This window comes from Dapis brunnea BLCC-M229, from assembly GCF_050015995.1.
Classification (GTDB): Bacteria; Cyanobacteriota; Cyanobacteriia; order Cyanobacteriales; family Microcoleaceae; genus Trichodesmium.
In genome coordinates, this window is record NZ_JBNHEP010000075.1 from 19,305 (window position 1) to 40,417 (window position 21,113).

The window sequence follows — 21,113 nt, forward strand, 5'->3', positions numbered from 1 at the left end:
ACTCGTAATTTACTTAAATGTCTACAGAAAATTTTTGAATGGATCAATACTCCAGAATTTCTTTTACCTAGAAGTCAATTTATGTTGCTTCGAGGAAGTGCTGGAGTTGGTAAAACTCACGCTATTGTAGACCATGCTCTATATCTTCATAAAAAAGAACAAATATGTTTAGTATTTTATGGTGAAGATTTTACTGGAGATGAGCCTTGGAAAATTATTCTTAATAAATTAGGATTGTCTAATAATATCAATCGAGACGAACTTTGGGGAATGATTGATGCAGCAGCAGAAGCAACTGAAAAACCTGCAATAATTTATATTGATGCACTGAATGAATCGCGAGAAAGACGAAAATGGAAAATGTCTTGGTTAGCGCCTTTAGTTGAACAAATTACTAATTTTCCTAGATTAAAATTATGTGTTTCATGTCGCGATACTTATTTAGATGAAGTATTTTATGAAAGTCAAAGAAATAAATTTATTGAGTTTCAACATAACGGTTTTTTTGGACGTGAATTTGATGCGATTAAACAATTTTTTGAATTTTATCAGTTAGATCCACCAGCTACTCCATTACTACAATCAGAATTTACTAATCCTTTATTTTTACATTTAATTTGTGACGCGATACAAGGTTTAGAGTCTCGCTCGATTCCTCTTGGTAGTGTAGGATTTACTGATGTTTTACGCTTATTACTTGAGGAAAAAAATAAACGAATAGCAGAAGTTTGTCGTTATGACGAAAAAGATGAAAAGGTTAATGTTAATAACGCTGTTAATGCTTTAGCAAAAAGAATGGCTGAAGAAAAAAATCGCATCCTTTCAAGAGAGGAAGCAACGGAAATTGTTAACCAAATATTTTTTGTTAATGATAGCGATCGCTCACTATTTATTCAGTTAGAAAAAGAAGGATTAGTTACTCTAATTGAACAAAAAAGTAGACCTCTTGGAGATAAACAGTGGTTTTGTCGTTTTACATTTGAGCGCATAGCAGATTTTTTAATTGCTTTGTTTTTATTGGAAGGAATTGAATCTTACCAACTGACTCCTACTAATCCTAATACTATACAATTAGTTGATAAATTAAGGGATAGAGATATTATTATTCCCGATACTTCTGATGAAAATTTCAGCCAAAATAAAGGTCTGCTAGAAGCATTTTCAATTATTTTATCAGAGAAGTTTAATCTGGAATTAAGTGATGTAATCGCGGATAAAAATATAGATCGTTACAATTTTTTATTGCCTATTATTAGTTCTGGATTTCAATGGCGTGCTATTGAAACTTTTTCTGAAAAAACTAAAGAGTTAGTTATTGAAGGATTATCTAATTCTAATTCTTGTCCTACAATTTTAGATGCCATTTTTGGAATTGCTGTAATTCCAAATCATCCACTTAATGCTGAATTTATTGATGAGTTATTAAATCAACATAGTTTAACAAGTAGAGACCCTTTTTGGTCTGCTTTGCTTCAGGAATATTTTGAGAAAAAAGGCGGAGCTTGGCGTTTAATTGAATGGTCGCTTCAAGCAGATTTATCTTCATTTAGTGAAGAAACAAGTCGTTTATGGGCAATATTTTTAAGTTGGTGTTGTGCTGCTTCAGATAGAAGAGTTAGAGATAGAGCAACTAAAGGTTTAACCAGACTTTTTATGAGTCATCCTAGTATTATTAAAATTACTCTAGTTCGATTTTTTGATATTGATGATGATTATGTTTTGGAAAGGGTGAGTTTAGCTACTTATAGTGGAATTTTACTTTTAGATAATAATGATTTGCTTCGGGATATTGCCAATACAATTTATACTCAGGTTTTTGATATAGAAAAGATTCCTGAAAATGCTCTTATCCGTGATTGGTTAAGATTAATTATTGAACTAGCTTATAGTCGAAATTTATTAAGCGATCCTATTGATGCTAGTAAATTTAGACCACCTTACAATAGTCAATTTATTCAAATTCCGTCAGAAGAAGATATTGCTCATTTAATAGAGCAAGATGCTTTTAAAGGAAATATGAAATTAGCTGGAACTGATTTTGCCAGATATATTTTAGAGGGTCGTGTTCTTGATGATTATTACAGCTTTGAAAATTTAGGAAATATGAACCTAAATGAATTATTTCTCGATACATTAGTTAAAAATCTAGAAATAGAGCAAGATATTTCCCAAGAAAATATGAATCTAAATGAATTATTCCTGGATAAATCAACTGAAACTGATTTTGCTAGTTCTATGTTAGAATCTCATCTTCTTTCTAATGATGACAGCGTTGAAAATCCAAGAATAGAACAAGAAAAAATTCATCGTTGGTTTATTAAAAGTGTTTCAGAATTAGGTTATCCTGGTTTAAATGAAAAATGCTACAAGTACGATTTATCTCTTCTCAGAAAATATGGAAGTGGAAGAGGACGACAAATTTGGGGTGAAAGACTAGGGAAAAAATATTACTGGATTTTATTACAACGTTTAGCAGGAATTTTAGCAGACCATTTACCAAGAAAAATAAATTCATGGGAAAATGAAACTTCTCTCCCAAGATTACAAGGTATGGATTTACGAGATATAGATTCTACGGATTTACGAGCTTTTTTATCTCAACCAAAAGTTAATACAGAATGGTATAAAGCTGTTGATTATGATTTCGATACAGTCTCAAATTTAAGTGATAATGAATGGATGAAATTACAGGATTTTCCTACCCTAGAACAAATAATACAAGCTACTGATAATCAAGATGAAAAATGGTTGCATCTTTCACTAAATTCTTCCTTGAAGAAAGTTGTATCCGATGGAGATAATGCCAAATACCCCTGTCGAGATTTAGCAACCATTATTAGAACAGTATTTGTACCTTTTTCTGATATTGATGCTATCAAAAAAGAATTATCTTCTAATAAATTTTCTCCTGATTTACAACTGCCAAATGATTATAAATTATTGATGGGAGAGTATCCAAACACCGTAGGTTGCCAGCAGTGTTTTGAAACTGGGAAAATATATCTAGAATACGATTTACCAGGCACAGAAAATGCTCAATTTACTACTATTGAACTATTAAGAGGTAATGAATGGGAATATGATTGTAGCCAAGATGAGTCTACCTCCAATATTAATGTTCCTGTGCCAGATTTAGTTAACTTTGGAAAGTTAAAGTGGAAGAATCAATCTAATTGGATAGATGAAGCAAAAGTTGTTCAAATCACTGAAGTTTCTACAGAAACTGCCTCTAGTCTTTTGATTAAAAGTAATTATCTGAAAAATTTTCTTGAAGCTTCTTCCTTGGCTATAGTTTTTATTGAATATCAAGATAAATTGCTAATTACTAATGATGTTTCTATTCCTCCTACTTTTCACAAGGTTAGAAATGTGTTTGTATTTGATGGTGACAATATTATTAATATTTACAAATACGAGCAGCATTGATAATAATCATCCTTTATTTAATAGAAAATCCGTAATCCAGTAGGGTGCCTTAGGCGCTTACAAAAAACTAGGTTTTGTCTGTAAAATATTAGCTTGCACAGTAACACACCAATGTTTTTATTATGGCTAATTAATGAGACTTGATACAAGGTGAGTTTTACGGTATAGCGGTGCGTTACGACGGATTGTTAAATCCTTTTTGCCGTCTAAATTTAAGCCGTCTAACGCACCCTACTGGATTGTTTCATCTTAAATGGTGCGTTAGATGTAGGTTGGGTTGAGGGACCGAAACCCAACAACAATCTTTCTCCCGTACGGACGTTCCAGCAACGTCCCTACCCTACTCCCCTACTCCCTAATGCACTATTTTAACTGAAACGCTCCACTACAATAATGAATTACTGAATTATCTACACCACACCCACCACAGTTTCTTGACACTGACTTTCCAACATCAAACCATACTCCAAACCTTCAACAACCGCCTGATAAGAAGCATCCAAAATATTAGTAGAAACCCCCACAGTCGTCCACCGTTGCTGACCATTACTCGACTCTATTAATACCCTAGTCTTGGCAGAAGTACCCGCTCCACCATCCAAAATTCTCACCTTATAATCTGTTAAATGAAAATTAGCGATCGCTGGATAAAAATTTCCTAACGCTTTCCGTAAAGCAGCATCCAAAGCAGAAACCGGACCGTTTCCTTCCGCAACTTCCAGAATATCCCTACCATCAACAGCAACTTTCACTGTTGCCAGAGAATTAGAAACTTTACCATTTCCCTTATCCAAATGCACTTGGAAACCTTTAATTTCAAAGAAATGCTGCCGTTGCTCTAAAGCGGTTCGCATCAATAATTCAAAACTCGCCTCTGCACCCTCAAACTGATATCCCTCATTTTCTAACTCTTTCAACCTATCCAAAATGTTTCTACAAGCAGGGTTTTGGCGATCGAGTTCTATACCGAAACTTTTCGCTTTTGCCAATACATTACTCAAACCAGCTTGATCGGAAATCACAATACGGCGACTATTACCTATTTGTTGCGGTTGAATATGTTCGTAAGTTAGAGGGTTACGTTCCACTGCTGACACATGAATACCACCCTTGTGCGCAAATGCTGACAAACCCACAAATGGTGCATGATCGTCAGGAGCAAGATTAACTATTTCACTGATACCTCGACTCGTCTGAGTCAATTTTTCTAGTTGTTGTGACTCAATGCAGTCATAACCAAGCTTGATTTGCAAATTAGGAATTAAACTACAGAGATTAGCATTACCACAACGCTCTCCATAACCATTAATAGTTCCCTGCACCATCCGCGCTCCTTCCATCACTGCAGACAAAGCATTAGCAACGGCGGTTCCAGAATCATTATGAGTGTGAATGCCTAACTTAGCATTAGGTAACGCTTGAGAAACATCTGCCACTATCTGACTAACTTCGTGGGGAAGAGTACCGCCGTTAGTGTCGCACAAAACTAACCATTCTGCTCCAGCATTGTTGGCAGCAGCTAAAGTTTGCAAAGCATAATCAGGATTATGTTTGTAACCATCAAACCAATGTTCAGCATCATAAATAACCTGACGACTTTGACTGCACAGATAGGAAATTGTATCTGAAATCATCGCTAAATTTTCTTCGAGAGTAGTTTTCAACCCTTCGGTGACGTGCAAGTCCCAAGATTTACCAAAAATTGTCACCCAGCGCGTACCCGCAGACAAAATAGGTTGAAGAGTAGGATCGGATGCTGCCTGTTTTCCGGGACGACGGGTGGAACAAAATGCTACCACTTCTGCTTGAGTCAGAGGTTGTTCTTGAAGTTGCCAAAAAAATTGTACGTCTTTAGGATTTGCACCAGGCCAACCGCCTTCGATAAATGGAATCCCTAAACTGTCGAGTTGATGGGCGATGCGTAGTTTGTCTTCCAGGGATAGGGATAATCCTTCTCGTTGGGCGCCGTCGCGTAGAGTTGTGTCGTAAATCCAGATTTTGTTCATGGTGGTTGATGGTAGGTTTTCGGTTTTAGGTAGTAGGTTAGTCTATCATACAACCTAGTTTGAACGAAAAAATTTACAATTAAAAGATTTTTTAACTTAATTTAAACTTTATCATTCAATAGGTAAACTTGTGTATGGATTATATCATTGGGGGGCGGGTTTAGCTGAATATGGTTGAATCTAATTAATTTAACACGGAACCCGTTCTTACTATTTAGGGATGTCACCCTACTATATTTAATTATGTGAATTTTTAGCTGTTGCTCTATAATCAATATTAGTCAAGATAATGAAATAATTTGTTATGGTTAAGATTCAGGCTCAGGGTAAAATTATCAATTGTGCTAAAGGAGCAAATTTACGTCAAGTTTTACTGAAAAATAATGTTGATGTTTATAATGGCAATGCCTCAATTATTAACTGTCGTAGTATTGGTACTTGTGGCACTTGTGCTGTGGAAATAGAGGGAGAAGTTTCTCAACCTCAATTGCGAGAAAAAGCCAGACTTTCTTTGCCTCCCCATATTTCTAATTCTCAGAAACGTTTATCTTGTCAAGTGAAAGTGTTAGGAGATATAAAAGTAACTAAATACAATGGTTTTTGGGGGCAAGGTTCTGAGATTGTCTGGACTCCTGGCAAACACAGATTTTGCCACGGATGTACGGATGATTAGAGTGAATAAATATAGGGCTTCGCAAACACAGATTTTGCTATGGATATACGAATGATTAGAGTGAATAAATCTAGAGCTTCAATGATTGAATTGTGTAACATTAATAGTTTTCCATAGTATACTAATATCAATAAATCAGTGTCAAAAATCTTTGTCTTGCCCTGTCGTTACCTTCTAACTTTTCCTGATAATTATCCATATAATTATTCGTAAAAGCATCAGTGAATAAGTGTCAAAAATCTCTGTGGTTCCCTTACTTATTACTTCTTACTTATTTAAATTATGAATAAATCAAACAACATCCTAATTATTGGTGGCGGTATTATCGGTCTATCAATAGCAATAGAACTAAAATTACGCGGAGCAAAAGTTACAGTTATTAGCCGAGATTTTCAGGAAGCTGCGACAAATGCTGCTGCGGGAATGTTAGCTCCTCAAGCTGAAGCTATTCCCCCTGGAAAAATGTTAGATTTATGTTTAAAAAGTCGGGCATTATATCCAGAATGGGTACAAAAAATAGAATCAATTAGTGGTTTAGAAACTGGTTATTGGCCTTGTGGGATTTTAACTCCAGTTTATACACTAAAAGACAGAAAAAATTATGCTTTACCAAACCTAAATTATCAATGGCTAAATCAAGCAGCAATTCATCAATATCAACCAGGATTAAGTCCTGAAGTAATTGGTGGTTGGTTTTACCCTCAAGATGGGCAAGTAGATAGTCCTTATTTGTATCAGTCAATTATTGCAGCAACCAAAGAATTAAAGATTGATGTTATCCAAGGCTTTGTTAAAGAAATAATTTGCAAAAAAGGGAAAATTCATAATATTGAAACATCAATAGGTGAATTTGAAGCAGAACATTATGTCTTAGCTACAGGTGCATGGTCGCAGCAGTTATTACCAATTCCTGTATTTCCTATAAAAGGGCAAATGTTATCATTAAAAATTCCCTCAGACCTAAGTACAGAAAATTTACCTTTACAGCAAGTTTTATTTGGAAATAAAACTTATATTGTGCCACGGAAAGATGGCAGAATAATTATTGGTGCAACTTGTGAAAATATCGGATTTATTGATGGAAATACGGCAGCAGGGATTCAGCAGTTACTAGGAAATGCAATTAGATTATATCCAGTTTTAAGGGATTACAAAATATTGGAATTTTGGTGGGGTTTTCGTCCTAATACTCCTGATGAAATGCCGATATTAGGAAAAAGTAATTATGATAATTTGACATTGGCAACTGGGCATTATCGGAATGGAATTTTATTAGCACCTGTAACCGCAATGTTAATAGCCAATCTAATTTGGAATAATCAATATGACCCGTTGTTGACAGCTTTTAATTATTCTCGGTTTATGGAAGCAGAAATAATTAATAATTAACAATTAATAATTAATAATTACAGCAGTTTTGCAGTTGATAAAGTACAAATTTTTACGAGTTTAGGGAATGGGGAATGAGCAATAGAGATTACTATTGGACTGTACCTCACTATCTTCAAAAGTGCTGTAAATCCCTTATATATGGGAAGATATTTTATCAATTATTAATATGTCCCGGTGTCGAAATAATTAATAATTAAAAGAATAGAAAAAATTAGTAGATTCACTGATGCGGAGTTGTGTATATTCTTGATAGAGTACAGTTGAGATAAAAATTCAATCATTTGTTAGGGGATATATACAAATTAGTACCACAAAATCAGCCATCTATTTTTGTTGGGTTGCGCTGGCGCTTAACCCAACCTACTGGAATGACATATCTAAAAATTGTGCGTTACAACAAATTGTTAAATACATTTGAAACCAAAGCGATCATAGGTGTCTAACCCACCCTACAGGTTGAGTCTAATTATCCGATGTTTCCCTTTTTTTTATTCCTTATTTAAAACTTCTTACTTATTCTTTATTCCTTCTTCAACTATAGAAAACCCGTTATAAAGAGATTTATTTGACAATTTCACTTCAAAATTCACTCGGTCTGCAATTTCTCCTGAACGTATTTCCAAATGCCAGTTACCAGGAGTTAATTGCCAAAAAAAAGAATTACCAGAATTAACAGTTAACTTCTCTCCATTCAACCACCATTCCACAGATTTTTTGGCTGAATTTGCCAACTTAAATTCTAATTTTTGTTCTCCTGCACTACTATCAATTAAAAAGTAATCATCTTCTTGGGGAAATAAAATTTTTAACCCACCATCAACCAAACTAGACTCATTTTGTCTTGCCAACCATTCATTATATTCAGTAGGCAAATTTCCCACTCGATAATTATTAGATAAATGCTCGTATTCCGCCAACTGTTCTGGATAAAAATACTCGGTCATTACCGACGGACAATCCGATTTAGGACGTAATCCAGAAATTGTACAAACTGGGCGCTGAACCATATTTTTTGGTGGGGGCAAAACAGTCGGTTCGCTCTTTTCATGTAAATGCAGCATAATTCGATTCCATAAAGGTGCAGCACCCATAACTCCTGATATTTGCACCATAGATTTACCACTAAAATTACCTACCCAAACTGCCACAGTATAATCTTTGGTAAAACCAACAGTCAAAGTATCCCGAAAATCTGAAGAAGTACCAGTTTTTACTGCTGTTGGAAATGGCAAATTCAAAGCCGAATTAACTCCAAATTCTGTAGCTCTCGCATGACTATCGCTCAACATATCTGCAATTAACATCCATTCAGATTTGGCTTTAGGTAGTGGGGGTATATTTTTGTTTTTTGTCTGTGAATAATCTTCTCTCATTCTATCTGGAAAAAAAGCTACTTTTTCCAAATCTTTCTCTCTCTCCCCCCTTTCAAAGGGGGGTAGGGGGGATTCTTTCTGCCTTTGAAAAGGAACCTCCTGCCTTCTGCCTTCTGCCTCCTGCCTTTTTGTTGTAACAATAGGAATAACTTCTCCTTGTCTTGCCATAATTAAATAAGCTTTTGCCAACTCCCATAAACTCACTTCTCCACTACCTAAACTTAAACCTAAACCATAATATTCTGGCGATGCTTTTAAATGTGTAAAACCTAATTGATGTAGACGGTTTAAAAAATTCTCTACTCCCACCTTTTCTAATACACGCACTGCCGGAATATTCAAAGAATTTGCCAAAGCAACCCTGACAATAACAGGTCCTAAAAATTTATCTTTATTATAGTTAGTAGGACTATAAAGTTGAGCGCCGGGAATTGCATAATATGTAGGTACATCTGCCAAAACTGTATTAGGATTAATTACTCGATTTTCTAATGCTAATTGATATAAAAAAGGCTTCAAAGTCGAACCAGGTTGACGCAATGCTTGTACTCCATCATTACTACCCATTTTTTGATAATCAAAATAATTAGGAGAACCCACATAAGCTAATACTTCTCCAGTGTGATTATCAATAACAATAGCAGCAGCATGATTGACATTATAAGGCTGCAAACTTTGAATTATCTGCCGGACTTGAGCAGTGACAAATTGTTGTAAAGGTCGGTCGATAGTAGTGCGAATAACTGTAGAAGTAGCTGTGGTAAAAACCTCGCCTTTAAGGGAGGAGTTTAAATTAGTAGGTAGATTTTCAGATAACCAAAAAAGGAAATGTGGCGCAGCAATAATACCTTGATTTTCTGGTTGTAAAGTTATTTCTTCAGCAAAGGTCTTTTCAGCTTGGGTTTGCGTAATATAGTTGTCTTCAACCATGCGTTTGAGAACATACTTTTGGCGTTTTTTGAGAATATTCCAGTGGTAATAAGGGTGAAGGTCGGTCGGATCGTTGGGTAAAGCAGCAAGAATGGTCGCTTGAGCGAGGTTGAGGTCCGTAGCGGAGATGCCAAAATAGGTACGGGATGCTGCTTCTACACCATAGATGTTTCCTCCCATTGGTAAGCGGTTGATGTATGCTTCCAGGATTTGATTTTTGTTCATACCTGCTGTCAGTCGCCTAGATAACCAAATTTCTCTAATTTTGTTGCCGAAAGTGCGCGGTGTGGGTTCCAACATTCGAGCAAGTTGCATCGTAATAGTAGAAGCACCACTAACTATTTGTTTTGCCTGGATAGCTTCCAAGATCGATCGCCCGACTGCTCTCATATCCAGAGCCCCATGTTGATAATATCTTTTGTCTTCTGCTGCAATAATGGCATTGATAAATAGAGGTGAAATTTTATCTAGGGGTACGACTACAGTATTTTCTTGGTCGCGGGTGAGGATAGTTCCCAGAGCGAGAGCGTTACGGTCAGTAAATTTGAAAGTTTGTTGATGTTGAGTTATGTCTTGAGAGCGAATGGGAAAAAAGTAGGGAAGCGATCGCCCAGTTAAGCACAACAATGCAAAACCGAGAATAAATTTTGGGGTGTGTTTTGCCGCCATTTTTGTTTAATATTTTTTGATATGTGTTTGCTAATTTTTATCATAACAAGTTTTACGATCTGCGCTTTTAAAATAATAGACCTCTGGCGCTCAAGAGTAACTATGAAATTCTTGAGCGATCGCTATACTTAATTTATCAAAATAATTCGCTCATAAGGCGAAACGTTTTTGGAGTGTTACTTTAATCCCCTACTTCCCATACTGGGAGGGATTAGGGGTGGGTCAACTTCTGACTTCTGATTTCTGAGTTCGTTATTGCTGTGGGCGTTTAACTCGAATCAATTGACCTTTTAATGTTTCTTGAGTAGAAATTGCATCATTAATTCTGTTAGCCATTCTTTGTCTGTCAAAATCATCTTTGCAAGCTATAATACCTCCATGATTTGATAAGGTACGATGCAGTCGAAAAAAATCAACTCGATTTAAAGTTAAAACTGCACGTTCATTTTGAGTAGCAAAAGCTAGTACCTCTAGATCGGGAATCTTTTGGTTAGCTAATCCTGCTTCTTGTACTGTGAGAACATCGTGACCAAAAGTCCTAAGCAATTCTACAACCCGTCTAGGAAACTGTTCGTCAGCATAGAGACGTGCCACAGGTTAAATCTCCTCATTTTCTCGAATAGCTAACTCAATCTCCTGAGAATATACCTCAGCATAAGTCCAAGCATTAACTAGATCCGCTGCCTGGAGACTGGGATAGTCTTGCAGCAACTCCGACTCACTCACACCCAAACGACGAGCGTTAACTAATACCCAAACAGGTATGCGAGTGCCAACAATACAAGCATCGCCACCACAGACATCGGGGGTCTTTTCAATACCAGAGCAACTATTAGCTAAACTTTTTTGACTTAAAAGTTGAATAGCTTGAAATTTTTCTGCTAGAGCTAGTGCCAAAACTTGGGGTTTTAAATTTTTCTGAATAATAACGGTGAATGCTGCTCCTATAACACCAAAAACTAAACTTAAAAGTAATGCTTGAGTCCAGGGATGGAGATGGTTAGAAGAAAACGGTAGTAAGATAGGTTTTTCAGGTTGTTGTGCAATTATATATGGAGCAACAGTAGCACCAACCGCTGTTGATGTTAAACCTACACCCATAATTGCTATAGTATTTTGGAAAGAGCGATCGCTCTCTGTTTGTTCGATGTCTACTCTTCCCTGAATAGCTGTCATCGCCTTTTCTAGTAATGCAGCTCCATGCTGAAAGTAGCCTAAGTCCGATCGGAGTTGTTCTCTGAATAAGCGATAGTCTTCGTCAAAAAATTGAGACAGGAAACTAAGATTTTCCCCTGGAAGTTGGCTTTGAATATCGTTGATTTCTCGTTTATAGTTTTGAGCGTTGATATCAATTGTTAGGCGATAGTTGTCTAAGTCACGAGTTAATTGATTATATGATAAATATCTTTGCGGAATATCTTTTAAGTATGTTTTGAATTGATTTAATTCTTTTTGAGTTAGCTTTTTATCGACTGGCATTCCCTGGAAAATTTCATGAATATAGGGTTCGATAGCTAGATACTCGTCGCGAAGTACATCATGAACTTTACGACTTAGTTTGTAAGCTGTGACGGCCTTGTTTAAATAACAAAATAGATTAACGAAGGATGAATAATGGTCGATAAATTTCTTGTCGGTTTCAGCTTCACAGAATATCCAAACCAGTACATGGCAGTAATCTTTTCCTTGAGTGGGAACGCCGTATTGAAAAATAGGACTGCCAAATAGTTGACCTTCTCGATAAAAGTCAGAGCAAGAATATTCATTGGGAATAAATTCTCTCAAACAATTGTCTGCCAGTTCCCTAAGTTGTTGGCGACTTTGTGGAGATTTCCACGGCAACCACTGTTTTTCTTCTGTGTACCAAACTGTTAGGAGTAAGGTTTGACCAAGGGAACTCCCTATTTCAGTAGGCATTAAGCACCCCGAAGGATTAAGAAGTTCCAGAAAGTTCGGGTTTAGGGGGTTTGTTTTTTTCCCATTCTCGTCCAACTCGGGACGGCGAATGTTCAGAGCGAGGGTGTAGGTATCGTGAATGCGGATGGGAGTGGCAAGTCCGGTAATAGGTAGAAGAGTGCCATCTAGGGAGACTTGACTCTCAAAGTGGAGAGCCACATCATCCTGTGTTTTATCTTTGAGCAAGTCAACCCGATATCCTATTTGCTCTTCAATTTCTAGGGGTTTGGTAAGGCCAAATTTCCGGGACAGAATGGTATTGCATTTGTCCCAGAGTAGGTTGGGGCGATCGCTTTCTTTTAAATGAAAGGCAAATAAATGGACATTGGGGGCATAGACTTTTCTAGTCATTGTTCTGATTTTGGTCAGGTTTTACTGAGTCAGAGTTAGTTGAATCAGTTCTTTCGGATAGTTTGTCCTTGACCTTTTGGCTCAACTCTTGAAAGATATTGGTGACACGAGCAGATTCATTTGGTTGGGAGGGTGGGACTTTTTTGACTTCTTTAGTATTTTGTCGATTTTCTACTTCTCTTATAAGAGAATCGATTATAGGCCCTCGTGCTTTACACCAATCTCCAAGAATTTGGTCGGCATTTTTTGGGGGATCGTTCTCCAAAGGAGCCAAGGTTTGCTGCAAGTCTTGGAGGTCGGCAGTGGAAAACAGTTCAGGTTCTTTTTCTAGAAGAAAGAGGAGAGACTGAAGGAAAGGGTTAGGGAGCATTTTCAATCAAGATTTTGGATTATAAGTTGACTGGTGATGCTTTTGACTCAAATGGACTGAACAAAAGCCTACAGGTTACTTTCCAACAGCGCAGAAAGCTGCCCAGTAGTATGGGTCTTGGTAGAGTTGCTTGTCAGAAGGAAGCCAATACAGGTATGCCTGAATCTGTTGGGCAACCTCTTCTTCTAATTTTAACTCGCTTACCCATTTTTTTAGTTCGGCTGTCGTAACATCCCGCAGCCATAGTTGTGCTTGGTTGAGAGCTATAGCAACGCTTAAGCCAGACTTGAGGTTTTGATAAAAGTTGATGAGCAAAAAAGCTGTGGAGACTTGATCTACTGACCACAAACTACTGACAACATTGGCAGCACCTGCATAAAGAAAACCACTAGGTAAACCAACATATTCATCACTGAGGGAATTAAAGTCAATTAATCCTGTCTCGCAAGCAGAAAGGACAATTAGTCGGCATTGATTTAAGTTAAGAGCAAAAATTTCTCCCAACGTGAGGAGTTCGCCATTTGCTAACAGCAGAGCAGATTCCCGTGGTGACTGAAGATTGAATTGACCATGACAGGAAAAATGGGCACAGTGAGCAGAAGATAAGTCCTGGCTGTAGATAGCTGTCTTGGTTGCTTGTTGTTTTTCCAAAATTTTAGCCATGGAAAAGGACGAACTAACAGCAGCCACTTCAACATCAGCATAAGGCAGATCTTCTGTGGGGTTCTGGAAGGCAACGAAGTTGTTAAAGTTAGGGCGTTCTCTTTTTTGGGCCAGTTGGAATAGTTGACAACTTGGGGCATAGCTGATGCCACCAGAGAAGCGCTCAAATAGGGCAGTACCCTCGGAGAGGGGTAAGGTATGAAGGGGGAAGAGGTGTAAGTATCTATGAGGAATAATAATTAATCGATTATAATGTTCTGGTATATACTTCAGAATTTCATCTATATGCAATATCTTTGCGAGCAAATTAATGCGAGTTTCTAAGCGATGTTGCCAATTATTTTTGTGCAAATAATAAGCTTTTATATATCCATTTGCCCAATTTTCTAATTTTTTGATGTATTTTTTCTCAGATTGCCAAACCTTGATATCTTGCATTTGCTGGCTAAATATAAAGCATGTAAGGTTGTTTTCTGTAACATAAAATTCAATAACTACAGTATTTTTGTCCAAACCAGCTTGGAAGTTTTTAAAATTAAATTTATCACCTAGAGGTAAGTAGCGATTTTGCAATTCATTGCGTTGTTGTCGTAACTTTTGTATTTGTTTAACTAACACAGACGGATTATCTGCATTAGCATTTTGAAGTTGGTACTGACTGCTAGCTATTTCGTCTCGCAGTTGTTCTAATTGAGTGACAACCTCAAAAGGAAAAATAGTTTCAGCATCTCGCTCAAGGATTAAGTCTACTAAGTTACGAGTTTTACTACGCTCAACATATTCTATAGCTTTTTCAAATTGCATGGAGTTTATGCAAGCTTGTACAATATTCTCATAAACATCTATTGCTTCCGAAACTATGTCTTCTTTGCGCGAATCTGTACTTGCCCAATTCCGACTTTCTTCTAAAGCAGTAATAGAAGTATCATAATATTCAATAGCTTCCGTCCATCTTTCAGAAATAAAGAAAGTACGGCCCAAATTCCAAGCAGAATTAAGGCAATCTCTAGGAAACGTTATAGGTGTGTGTATTTTCAAAGCCTCTTTGAAGCAGATAATTGCTTCATCTATCTTGCCTAAGTCACGGTAAACCATACCTAAATTATTTTGGGTTAGCGCCCAGTTATATGGAAATGCTTCATAAGTAAAAATTTCTAATGTAGACTCATAAGCTTCAATTGTCTTCTGTAAATTCTCTTCTCGACTACCTGACATTCGAGTTCTATAAGCTTTTCCTAAATTATTTTGAGTCATAGCCCATTGTTGAGGTAGGGCTTCACGAGTACGAATTTGTAAAGCTAATTTGCAGGCTGCAATAGCTAAACTTAAATTTTCTTCGCGGTCTCCACGAAAACGATCAGAGTAAGCATTTCCTAAATTATTCTGAGTAGCTGCCCATCTGTAGGGAAAATTTTCGGGAGTGTAAACTGATAGAGCAGATTTGTAAGCTTCAATTCCTAAATCTAGATCATCTTCACGCTCATATCCATCAATTCTCTCCCAATAGGCATTACCTAAATTAGCTTGAGTTTCTGCCCATTCTTCTGGGTTTTCTTCGGGACTACGAACTTCCAAAGCTGATTTAAAGGCAGCATACGAACTTCCAAAGCTGATTTAAAGGCAGCAATGGCCACTTCTTTGTTTTTACCTAAATCCCCATAAATCCTATCAAGATAGGCATTGCCTAGATTATTTTTTACGGTTGCCCACTGACTAGGAAATTGATCAATATTATAGACTTGTAAGGCTTTTTTGTATGCTAAAATAGACTCCTCAATATTATCTGCTTTGTTTCCATAGATTCTTTGATTGTAGGCAGTTCCTAAATTATTTTGTAGTGAAGCCCACTGTTCTGGATAGGTTTCATAAGTACGAACTTGAAGAGCTAATTCATAACAATTTATTGCTTTTTCTAAGTTATCAGGACAATTACCATAAATCCGATCGCCATAAGCTGTTCCAAGATTGTTTTGTAGTCCAGCCCAGTTTTCAGGATCGTTTTCGCGGGTTAAAAATATACTAGCTGCTTCATAACCTGCTATAGTAACTTCTATATTGCTTCCTCTATCACCCAACGGAAAATCGCTAATTCTATTACTAAAATCAAAAATAGCTTTCGCAATACCCGGTTGCAATTCTGAGGGAGCTTCTGACAACATATTTGTAGCTTCATGTCGCCACATCTGAGCAAAAAATCTATCTAATTTATCTAAATTTTGTTGCAACAGTGGATAAATTTCGTTAGAACTACCATCACTTTGAACAGTTAACCTGAAAATTTGCATCAAAAAGTCAAAATATTCTTCTGGAGTGGCTGTTACTGAGACAACAGCAGAAAGTTGGTTAGCTATATTTCGTAGCTGATTTGCTGCATCCCGATTATCCTGTTTTTCTAAAGTTGAAGCTACCGAACTCATTGCCTCTAGCAATCCTTCATCAACTAAATCTTGGTTAGCATTCAAAATCTCTAATAACTCCTCGCCACTGGAACATTTAAGTAGCGAATCGATTAAATCCTGGTATTCTTGAAGTCTTTGTTTTTCATCCATAATTATAGCTAAAATAGAATTTTGAACAATTTTTGGTAATTCAATTATTACAAAATAATCGCTAGGATAAAGATAATCTTCTCCACTTTCATCAACTATTCTTAAATCGCCATCTTTTTCCGAACATAATTTTAAGTTTCAATTAAATATTTGTTTTTTTGTCGAGTAGGTTTGATTGGTGTTGAAATGATTTTTCTGCCACTAGCAGCTTGTTTTTTTTCTAAATCTTCAACCATAGCGTGTAAATTATAATTAAAAGATTTAGCATATTCTTCTCGGTATTTATAAATTTCTGCTAATACTTCATCATGCCACATATTTATTTAATCTCCTATTAGCTCCAAAGGTGTACAAATAGTTGGTAGAGGATATCCAAATTCCAGGCTAATTTGTCCTAATTTTTTCTGAATCTGGGCGTTAGCGATGTGCTTACAGTTCCATGTTAACAGGTAATCTAAACCATAGACTGTAGCCAGGGCAATATGTAACGCATCATTACCAGCTTTAGGGGGCAGGTTGCTGAGACTGAGAAATTCTTTGGCTAAGTTTTCTACCGTTAAATTTAATCCAAGTAAGGGAAAATCTTGCAAAATCTCCAGTCGCTTAGTAGCTATTTCGGCATCTCATAAAGCTACTTCATCTAAAACTACCTGAGAGATGTAAAGTGTGAACTTACTCCGGCATTTTTCCCACCAATCCATAGTAATTTGTCGATTAGCCATCAGGATTAAGTTATTACTGGATCTGACAGTTAGATAGCCAATTATACTGGTTTCGATATATACAGTTTCAGTCACAAATTTTGTTTATCCATAATTATTCACCTTCTAATAATAACTTAATTAAGCAATAGCTAAAACAGAATTTTGAACAATTTTTGGCAATTCAATTATTACAAAATAATCGGCAGAATAAAGATAATCTTCTCCACTTTCATCAACTATTCTTAAATCACCATCTTTTGTTGCCTCTTCATCAATTAAAACCACATAAATTTTATGTAACTCCAAAGAAGCAGGATGATTTTTATTATTAATACAAACGGCAAATTGAGCTTCATCTTTCAGATTATTCATGGTTTTTAATCCAAATAAAATTTACGTTTAATCTCTTTTTTACCAATTCCATTAATTTAGTATCCATCAATAATTAGTTTTGGGTAAAATTGATATTCATCTGTCAGGACTTATGCAATAGCACTAATTAGAGTGTGAATATTGCGAATATTGACCAAACTAGACATTCAATTTATTTGTTTCTTTCAATTGTTGGTTTAAATTATCAATTATTTTTCCCTATTTTCTCTTTTCTAATGTTAAAATCAGAAGATAAAATCATTATTGCAGTAAAAATATGAAACATCTGGAGTTAGACGAAACCAATATCAATCTAACAGTAATTATTAACGAAATTGCTACGAACCAGTCTGAAGTTGTCATTACCCGCCAAGGTTTGCCAGTTGCTCGTATTGTTCCTTATACTATTTCTGACCCATCTACAAAAAATTATCCATTACGGGGAATGCCAATCAAAATTGCTACTGATTTTGATGAACCGATGTCTGAACTTTGGGATGCTTTGGAAAAATAATTTTACTCAGTAGTCATATTTTTAATATGATTTCTCAGCCATTCATTGACTAAAATTTGTACATCAATTTTTCTCTGTTCAGCAATTTTAGTGATAAATTGTTCCACATCTGGTTCAAGATAAATGGGGTAATCAAACTTAGCATCGGGATGGTAAAATTTACCTTGTTGTGCCTGATAAAAGTCGTACTCTGATTTCATAATTGCCTCTAATGAAATATAGTAAATTTTTCAACCCTACTCTAGAAAAACTCAAACCAAAAATTCATACCTGGTTAAAATTCCTGAGAATTAGACTGAAAAAACAATTCCAAATAACTATCTTAATTTTAGCAACTTTCCTGAGTATTTTATGTATATCAATCCTACCTGCACTGACTCAGGAAAAATCTGTAACTATCCAAGTATTAATACAAGCTCTAGAAGCTAGTTTTTGGGAACCAATTCAAGCCGACTTTAACAAAATTCACCCCAATATTAACCTAGAAATTGTCAAAGGTCCGAACGATACTAATCTAGTAGAAGATTTATATACATCCTCTTTTTTACTAGGAGATTCTCCTTATGACTTAGTTTATATGGATATAGTTTGGGTGCCAAAATTTGCTGCTGCTAACTGGTTAAAAGACCTTTCAGAAAAAGTCGATATACAAGAATTAAAAAAAATATATTTACAAGGAGACGTTGCAGGAGGAATTTATCACAATAAACTTTATCGAATGCCATTAAATTCTGGTGGAGGAATGCTTTATTACCGCACCGACTTATTAAAAAAGGCTGGATTTAAACCCCCTAATACCTTTGCAGAAATAACCAAAATATCCCAAGAATTGCAAAAACAAGGATTAGTTGAATGGGGTTATGTTTGGCAAGGTAAACAATACGAAGGTTTATCAGCAATGTTTATCGAAATTCTTGAAGGTTATGGTGGTTTTTGGGTAAATTTAGAAACCAATGAAGTAGGTTTAGATAAACCAGAAGCGATCGAGGCAGTAGATTTTTTACGCAAAACTATTAGTCAGGGAATTTCTCCTCCTGGGGTAACTACTTATGCAGAAGAAGACACTCGTCGTTTATTTGAAAGTGGTAATACAGTTTTTCTGCGTAATTGGCCTTATGTATATCCATTAGCATCAGCATCAAAAATAGCTGGAAATTTTGATATTAAACCAATGGTTCATGTTCCTGGAAAAAATAGTGGAGCTTGTTTGGGAGGATGGGGTTTAGGAATAGCTAAAACAACCAAACATCCAGAGGAAGCATGGCAAGTTATTCAATACTTCAACCAACCAGAAGTACAAAGAAAATTTATTTTAGAAACGGGATTTGTTCCGGCGAGAAAATCGCTTTTTAACGACCCTACTTTGGTAGAAAAATTTCCTTATTTACCAAATTTATTCCCAGTAGTTAATAACTCTGTATTACGTCCGCCAATTCCTCAATATGCTCAAGCATCAGATATTTTACAACGTTATTTGAGTGCTGCCTTAACAGGTTCCCGTACACCAGAATTAGCAATGAAAGCTGCAGCTAGAGAAACTCGTGTTTTGTTAACTGGAAGAAGGAGTCAGGAGACAGGACTCACAAGACAGAATTAATTTTCTACAGTTCCTATACCTAAATTTTTTTTATTGAAAAATTACTGTAAATTATAATTTCAGTTAGGTATACTACTAGCGGGCAAGATGTCTGGATAATCAGTGATAAAAAAGTTTTTGTTTGTAGTAGGGCTTCAGCCCTAAGATAGATAGGGCTAAAGCCCTACTACGAACTTTAATTATAAATATTCAATATGAAAAATCCCCAAAATACTTCTATTCCCAATTCACTTGAAAAAAGAGAAAAATTAACAGGATGGGTATTAATTACATCAGCTATTCTCATATTACTAAAAGTTTTTGTTTGTAGCAGGGCTTTAGCCATAATATAGATAGGACTGAAGCCCTACTACAAACTTTAATTATAACTATTCAATATGAAAAATTCCCAAACTACTTCTATTTCCAACTTCCTTGAAAAAAGAGAAAAATTAACAGGATGGCTATTAATTACTCCAGCAATTGTCATATTACTTTTTGTATTTGCTTATCCAATTGGTCGCGCTTTTTGGTTAAGTCTATTCACACAAAATCTAGGCACAGAATTAAAACCTATTTTTTCCGGCTTAACTAACTACAACAGGATATTAACTGATGGTCGTTTTTGGCAAACTTTATGGAACACAACAATATTTACAACTTTCTCTATTTTATTAGAATTAGTATTAGGAATGAGCATCGCTTTAATTTTAGATAAATCATTCCGAGGTAGAGGTTTTGTTCGTACTATTAATCTCGTTCCTTGGTCATTACCAACTGCAGCTATTGGATTAGGTTGGGCATGGATTTTTAACGACCAATTTGGCATAGTTAACGATATACTTCTCCGTTTAGGATTAATTGAAACTAATATTACTTGGTTAGGCGATCCATTCCGAGCAATGTTAGCAATGATTATTGCTGATGTTTGGAAAACAACGCCATTTATTGCCATTATTTTATTAGCAGGTTTACAATCAATTTCCCATGATTTATATGAAGCTCACGCTATTGATGGTGCCAACCCAATACAGAGTTTTCAACAAATTACTATCCCACTATTAATGCCACAAATAATAATTGCTTTGTTATTCAGATTTGCTCAAGCATTCGGCATTTTTGACCTAGTACAAGTAATGACAGGAGGTGGACCAGCAGGAGCCACAGAAACAATTTCTATCTATATTTATGCTACTATTAGACGTTATTTAGACTTTGGTTATGGAGCTTCTTTAGTAGTAGTAACATTTCTATTATTAATTCTTGCAGTAGCGATCGCCTGTACCGTTATGCAGAAGTTAAAAGTCAAAAGTTAAAAGTTTTTGTTTGTAGTTATGCTTTAGCCCATTAAGGAATGAAAACTTTATGATCTACAGAAATTAAATTTGCCTAAGTTCCATGGCGTCTGAGTTCTGAAAAAAAATTCTGTACTTGATTTAATTCTCATTGCTAAATATCTATCTTATATGGGAAAGTTAAAAGTTATATGACATCTAAATAATAAGTGATAAAAAAACTTGTTGTTTGTAGTTGGGCTTTAGCCCATTAAGGAATGAAAACTTTATGATCTACAGAAATTAAATTTGCCT

16 protein-coding genes and 1 pseudogene are annotated in these 21,113 nt (G+C 35.7%); 6 read left to right on the forward strand and 11 right to left on the reverse strand.

All coding sequences use genetic code 11. The annotated features are described in order from the left end of the window. Positions 1-81: 81 nt before the first annotated feature. A complete protein-coding gene (locus ACP6PM_RS08390; protein ID WP_426583601.1) occupies positions 82-3,426 on the forward strand; it encodes an NACHT domain-containing protein in 3,345 nt (1,114 codons plus the stop codon). A 410-nt stretch (positions 3,427-3,836) separates the two neighbouring features. Here ACP6PM_RS08390 and cimA read toward each other — a convergent pair whose 3' ends face one another. Then, positions 3,837-5,432 (reverse strand): citramalate synthase, encoded by a 1,596-nt coding sequence (cimA, locus tag ACP6PM_RS08395; protein WP_426583603.1) that lies wholly within the window; start codon positions 5,430-5,432, stop codon positions 3,837-3,839. A gap of 304 nt (positions 5,433-5,736) precedes the next feature. On the opposite strand from cimA, the gene ACP6PM_RS08400 reads away from it, so the two are divergent. Next, positions 5,737-6,105 carry a 2Fe-2S iron-sulfur cluster-binding protein gene (locus tag ACP6PM_RS08400; RefSeq protein WP_426583604.1) on the forward strand — a complete coding sequence of 123 codons (369 nt, stop codon included), beginning with the start codon at positions 5,737-5,739 and terminating at the stop codon, positions 6,103-6,105. Positions 6,106-6,387: 282 nt separating this feature from the next. Next, positions 6,388-7,494: a glycine oxidase ThiO gene (thiO, locus tag ACP6PM_RS08405; protein ID WP_426583606.1), complete on the forward strand. Its 1,107-nt coding sequence runs from the start codon at positions 6,388-6,390 to the stop codon at positions 7,492-7,494. A gap of 512 nt (positions 7,495-8,006) precedes the next feature. Here thiO and ACP6PM_RS08410 read toward each other — a convergent pair. The 9 genes and pseudogenes from ACP6PM_RS08410 to ACP6PM_RS08450 form a co-directional block, all read right to left on the reverse strand. Beyond that, positions 8,007-10,469 (reverse strand): penicillin-binding protein 1C, encoded by a 2,463-nt coding sequence (locus tag ACP6PM_RS08410; RefSeq protein ID WP_426583608.1) that lies wholly within the window; start codon positions 10,467-10,469, stop codon positions 8,007-8,009. A 252-nt stretch (positions 10,470-10,721) separates the two neighbouring features. Continuing rightward, positions 10,722-11,063, reverse strand: a complete 342-nt coding sequence (locus tag ACP6PM_RS08415; protein ID WP_426583610.1) for a DUF5615 family PIN-like protein — start codon at positions 11,061-11,063, stop codon at positions 10,722-10,724. A 3-nt stretch (positions 11,064-11,066) separates the two neighbouring features. Beyond that, on the reverse strand, positions 11,067-11,396 hold the full coding sequence (locus ACP6PM_RS08420; RefSeq protein ID WP_426583631.1) for a DUF433 domain-containing protein: 330 nt from the start codon (positions 11,394-11,396) through the stop codon (positions 11,067-11,069). A gap of 1,372 nt (positions 11,397-12,768) precedes the next feature. Continuing rightward, positions 12,769-13,146, reverse strand: coding sequence for a hypothetical protein (locus ACP6PM_RS08425; RefSeq protein WP_426583612.1), 378 nt, complete (start codon positions 13,144-13,146; stop codon positions 12,769-12,771). A gap of 75 nt (positions 13,147-13,221) precedes the next feature. Further along, the gene (locus ACP6PM_RS08430) at positions 13,222-15,384 is read right to left on the reverse strand and encodes a CHAT domain-containing protein (protein ID WP_426583614.1); all 2,163 of its coding nucleotides are present in this window, start codon (positions 15,382-15,384) and stop codon (positions 13,222-13,224) included. Further along, on the reverse strand, positions 15,324-16,358 hold the full coding sequence (locus ACP6PM_RS08435) for a hypothetical protein (protein WP_426583615.1): 1,035 nt from the start codon (positions 16,356-16,358) through the stop codon (positions 15,324-15,326). The genes ACP6PM_RS08430 and ACP6PM_RS08435 overlap by 61 nt, the downstream gene beginning before the upstream one ends. A gap of 131 nt (positions 16,359-16,489) precedes the next feature. Beyond that, entirely contained in the window at positions 16,490-16,675 is a 186-nt protein-coding gene (locus ACP6PM_RS08440) for a hypothetical protein (protein ID WP_426583617.1), read from the reverse strand. Between the two features lie 6 nt (positions 16,676-16,681). Beyond that, positions 16,682-17,155, reverse strand: a pseudogene (locus ACP6PM_RS08445) (type II toxin-antitoxin system VapC family toxin). Between the two features lie 45 nt (positions 17,156-17,200). Then, positions 17,201-17,434: a hypothetical protein gene (locus tag ACP6PM_RS08450; protein WP_426583619.1), complete on the reverse strand. Its 234-nt coding sequence runs from the start codon at positions 17,432-17,434 to the stop codon at positions 17,201-17,203. 277 nt (positions 17,435-17,711) lie between these two features. Here ACP6PM_RS08450 and ACP6PM_RS08455 point away from each other — a divergent pair, with 277 nt between their 5' ends. After that, positions 17,712-17,948, forward strand: coding sequence for a type II toxin-antitoxin system Phd/YefM family antitoxin (locus ACP6PM_RS08455; protein ID WP_426583620.1), 237 nt, complete (start codon positions 17,712-17,714; stop codon positions 17,946-17,948). Between the two features lie 2 nt (positions 17,949-17,950). On the opposite strand, the gene ACP6PM_RS08460 is transcribed toward ACP6PM_RS08455, so the two are convergent. Further along, the gene (locus ACP6PM_RS08460) at positions 17,951-18,148 is read right to left on the reverse strand and encodes a hypothetical protein (RefSeq protein ID WP_426583622.1); all 198 of its coding nucleotides are present in this window, start codon (positions 18,146-18,148) and stop codon (positions 17,951-17,953) included. A gap of 11 nt (positions 18,149-18,159) precedes the next feature. Here ACP6PM_RS08460 and ACP6PM_RS08465 point away from each other — a divergent pair, with 11 nt between their 5' ends. Both ACP6PM_RS08465 and ACP6PM_RS08470 read left to right on the forward strand, forming a co-directional pair. Beyond that, the gene (locus ACP6PM_RS08465; protein ID WP_426583624.1) at positions 18,160-19,545 is read left to right on the forward strand and encodes an ABC transporter substrate-binding protein; all 1,386 of its coding nucleotides are present in this window, start codon (positions 18,160-18,162) and stop codon (positions 19,543-19,545) included. Between the two features lie 377 nt (positions 19,546-19,922). Further along, positions 19,923-20,840, forward strand: coding sequence for a carbohydrate ABC transporter permease (locus ACP6PM_RS08470; protein WP_426583626.1), 918 nt, complete (start codon positions 19,923-19,925; stop codon positions 20,838-20,840). Positions 20,841-21,113: the final 273 nt, after the last annotated feature.

What these genes read in the sequence shown, in the direction of transcription:
- ACP6PM_RS08470 (WP_426583626.1), top strand. Translation starts at nt 19,923, where the DNA reads ATGAAAAATTCCCAAACTACTTCTATTTCCAACTTCCTTGAAAAAAGA.
- ACP6PM_RS08450 (WP_426583619.1), bottom strand. Translation starts at nt 17,434, where the DNA reads ATGAATAATCTGAAAGATGAAGCTCAATTTGCCGTTTGTATTAATAAT.
- ACP6PM_RS08465 (WP_426583624.1), top strand. Translation starts at nt 18,160, where the DNA reads ATGAAATATAGTAAATTTTTCAACCCTACTCTAGAAAAACTCAAACCA.
- cimA (WP_426583603.1), bottom strand. Translation starts at nt 5,432, where the DNA reads ATGAACAAAATCTGGATTTACGACACAACTCTACGCGACGGCGCCCAA.
- thiO (WP_426583606.1), top strand. Translation starts at nt 6,388, where the DNA reads ATGAATAAATCAAACAACATCCTAATTATTGGTGGCGGTATTATCGGT.
- ACP6PM_RS08440 (WP_426583617.1), bottom strand. Translation starts at nt 16,675, where the DNA reads ATGTGGCATGATGAAGTATTAGCAGAAATTTATAAATACCGAGAAGAA.
- ACP6PM_RS08400 (WP_426583604.1), top strand. Translation starts at nt 5,737, where the DNA reads ATGGTTAAGATTCAGGCTCAGGGTAAAATTATCAATTGTGCTAAAGGA.
- ACP6PM_RS08435 (WP_426583615.1), bottom strand. Translation starts at nt 16,358, where the DNA reads ATGGATGAAAAACAAAGACTTCAAGAATACCAGGATTTAATCGATTCG.
- ACP6PM_RS08425 (WP_426583612.1), bottom strand. Translation starts at nt 13,146, where the DNA reads ATGCTCCCTAACCCTTTCCTTCAGTCTCTCCTCTTTCTTCTAGAAAAA.
- ACP6PM_RS08410 (WP_426583608.1), bottom strand. Translation starts at nt 10,469, where the DNA reads ATGGCGGCAAAACACACCCCAAAATTTATTCTCGGTTTTGCATTGTTG.
- ACP6PM_RS08390 (WP_426583601.1), top strand. Translation starts at nt 82, where the DNA reads ATGTTGCTTCGAGGAAGTGCTGGAGTTGGTAAAACTCACGCTATTGTA.
- ACP6PM_RS08460 (WP_426583622.1), bottom strand. Translation starts at nt 18,148, where the DNA reads ATGAAATCAGAGTACGACTTTTATCAGGCACAACAAGGTAAATTTTAC.
- ACP6PM_RS08455 (WP_426583620.1), top strand. Translation starts at nt 17,712, where the DNA reads ATGAAACATCTGGAGTTAGACGAAACCAATATCAATCTAACAGTAATT.